The following is a 3,457-nucleotide window of genomic DNA, read 5'->3' as shown; positions in this document are numbered from 1 at the left end:
GTGTGTTGTTTGAGAACTGCACAGTGGACGCGAGCATCTTTGTTGTAAGTAATGAAGAGCGTACGGTGGATGCCTTGGCACCAGGAGCCGATGAAGGACGTAGGAGGCTGCGATAAGCCTCGGGGAGCTGTCAACCGAGCTGAGATCCGAGGATGTCCGAATGGGGAAACCCAGCACGAGTGATGTCGTGTTACCCGCATCTGAATATATAGGGTGTGTGGAGGGAACGTGGGGAAGTGAAACATCTCAGTACCCACAGGAAGAGAAAACAATAGTGATTCCGTGAGTAGTGGCGAGCGAAAGCGGAAGAGGCTAAACCATGGATGTGTGATAGCCGGCAGGTGTTGCATTCGTGGGGTTGTGGGGTTCATCTTGTCAATGCTGCCGTGTTGGCCGACAGTAAGAAATCATGGTGTTAGTGGAAGTGGTCTGGAACGGCCTGTCGTAGAGGGTGAGAATCCCGTACACGAAAACATTGTGACTGTCGTGATGGAAACCCAAGTAGCACCGGGCCCGTGAAATCTGGTGTGAATCTGTCGGGACCACCCGATAAGCCTGAATACTCCCTGGTGACCGATAGCGGACTAGTACCGTGAGGGAAAGGTGAAAAGTACCCCGGGAGGGGAGTGAAATAGTACCTGAAACCGTGCGCTTACAATCCGTCAAAGCCTTCGAACACTTCGGTGTTGGGGGTGATGGCGTGCCTTTTGAAGAATGAGCCTGCGAGTTAGTGGCATGTCGCGAGGTTAACCCGTGTGGGGTAGCCGTAGCGAAAGCGAGTCCGAATAGGGCGTTCATAGTGGCATGTTCTAGACCCGAAGCGGAGTGATCTACCCATGGCCAGGTTGAAGCGACGGTAAGACGTCGTGGAGGACCGAACCCACTTAGGTTGAAAACTGAGGGGATGAGTTGTGGGTAGGGGTGAAAGGCCAATCAAACTCCGTGATAGCTGGTTCTCCCCGAAATGCATTTAGGTGCAGCGTCGCGTGTTTCTCACCGGAGGTAGAGCTACTGGATGGTCTAGGGGGCCCACAAGCTTACCGAAATCAGCCAAACTCCGAATGCCGGTGAGTGAGAGCGCGGCAGTGAGACTGCGGGCGATAAGGTTCGTAGTCGAGAGGGAAACAGCCCAGATCGCCAGCTAAGGTCCCTAAGCGTGTACTAAGTGGAAAAGGATGTGGGGTCGCGAAGACAACCAGGAGGTTGGCTTAGAAGCAGCCACCCTTGAAAGAGTGCGTAATAGCTCACTGGTCAAGTGATCCTGCGCCGACAATGTAGCGGGGCTCAAGTACACCACCGAAGCTGCGGCATTCACACAATGCACCCCCATTTTCCTGCGGGAGGGTGGGCAGTGGTGTGGATGGGTAGGGGAGCGTCGTGTGGCCATGGAAGCGGCGGGGTGACCCAGCCGTGGAGGCCACACGAGTGAGAATGCAGGCATGAGTAGCGAAAGACGAGTGAGAAACTCGTCCGCCGAATGACCAAGGGTTCCTGGGCCAGGTTAATCCGCCCAGGGTGAGTCGGGACCTAAGACGAGGCCGACAGGCGTAGCCGATGGACAACGGGTTGATATTCCCGTACCCGTGTGAACGCGCCCCTGGTGAATCAGTGATACTAACCACCCTGAAACCGCGTGTGAACCTTCGGGTTCGCAGGTGGCGGATGCGTGGGACCTGATCTGGTAGTAGCCAAGCGATGGGGTGACGCAGGAAGGTAGCTGAGCCAGTCAGTGGTAATACTGGTGTAAGCCTGTAGGGAGTGACCTAGGCAAATCCGGGTCACACATATCCTGAGAGGTGACGCATAGCCGAATGAGGCGAATTCAGTGATCCTATGCTGCCGAGAAAAGCCTCTAGCGAGCTTTCACACGGCCCGTACCCCAAACCGACACAGGTGGTCAGGTAGAGAATACTAAGGCGATCGAGATAACTATGGTTAAGGAACTCGGCAAAATGCCCCCGTAACTTCGGGAGAAGGGGGGCCTCGTCTGGTGATCACTCTTGCAGTGTGAGCTGGGTGGGGCCGCAGAGACCAGTGAGAAGCGACTGTTTACTAAAAACACAGGTCCGTGCGAAGTCGTAAGACGATGTATACGGACTGACGCCTGCCCGGTGCTGGAAGGTTAAGAGGACCGGTTAGCCATTTCGGTGGCGAAGCTGAGAATTTAAGCCCCAGTAAACGGCGGTGGTAACTATAACCATCCTAAGGTAGCGAAATTCCTTGTCGGGTAAGTTCCGACCTGCACGAATGGCGTAACGACTTCTCAGCTGTCTCAACCATAGACTCGGCGAAATTGCATTACGAGTAAAGATGCTCGTTACGCGCGGCAGGACGAAAAGACCCCGGGACCTTCACTACAGCTTGGTATTGGTGTTCGGTTCGGTTTGTGTAGGATAGGTGGGAGACTGTGAAGCGCTCACGCCAGTGAGTGTGGAGTCGTTGTTGAAATACCACTCTGATCGTATTGGACCTCTAACCTCGGACCATGATCTGGTTCAGGGACAGTGCCTGGTGGGTAGTTTAACTGGGGCGGTTGCCTCCCAAAATGTAACGGAGGCGCCCAAAGGTTCCCTCAGCCTGGTTGGCAATCAGGTGTCGAGTGCAAGTGCACAAGGGAGCTTGACTGTGAGACTGACAAGTCGAGCAGGGACGAAAGTCGGGACTAGTGATCCGGCACCGGCAAGTGGAAGCGGTGTCGCTCAACGGATAAAAGGTACCCCGGGGATAACAGGCTGATCTTCCCCAAGAGTCCATATCGACGGGATGGTTTGGCACCTCGATGTCGGCTCGTCGCATCCTGGGGCTGGAGTAGGTCCCAAGGGTTGGGCTGTTCGCCCATTAAAGCGGCACGCGAGCTGGGTTTAGAACGTCGTGAGACAGTTCGGTCTCTATCCGCCGCGCGCGTTAGAAACTTGAGGAAGGCTGTCCCTAGTACGAGAGGACCGGGACGGACGAACCTCTGGTGTGCCAGTTGTTCCACCAGGAGCACCGCTGGTTAGCTACGTTCGGAAGGGATAACCGCTGAAAGCATCTAAGCGGGAAGCCTGTTCCAAGATGAGGTTTCTCACCCCCTCGAGGGGGTAAGGCCCCCGGCAGACCACCGGGTTGATAGGCCAGAACTGGAAGCCCAGTAATGGGTGTAGGTGACTGGTACTAATAGGCCGAGGACTTACCACAAAGAAGCTACGCGTCCACTGTGCAGTATCTGAAACAACACACAGATACCCGATTCCCTTCACGGAACCCCCGAAGTTCCGCACCCCACCGGGTGCGTGGCCACAGGGGGAAACCGGACAAGGGATGAAGGGTGTGTGACAGTTTCATAGAGTTACGGCGGCCATAGCGGAGGGGAAACGCCCGGCCCCATTCCGAACCCGGAAGCTAAGCCCTCCAGCGCCGATGGTACTGCACTCGACAGGGTGTGGGAGAGTAGGACACCGCCGAACATCCGTTACCG

General features: G+C 55.7%; 2 rRNA genes. Both read left to right on the top strand.

Annotated elements, in window-relative coordinates:
• The first annotated feature begins 42 nt into the window (after positions 1-42).
• Positions 43-3,177: ribosomal RNA gene (locus R4P95_RS33315) — 23S ribosomal RNA — on the top strand.
• Positions 3,178-3,329: 152 nt separating this feature from the next.
• Positions 3,330-3,446: ribosomal RNA gene (rrf, locus tag R4P95_RS33310) — 5S ribosomal RNA — on the top strand.
• Positions 3,447-3,457 lie beyond the last annotated feature (11 nt).

Source organism: Rhodococcus sp. IEGM 27 (assembly GCF_033142305.1).
Classification (GTDB): Bacteria; Actinomycetota; Actinomycetes; order Mycobacteriales; family Mycobacteriaceae; genus Rhodococcus_F; species Rhodococcus_F oxybenzonivorans.
This window is presented reverse-complemented; position numbering and strand designations above follow the sequence as displayed.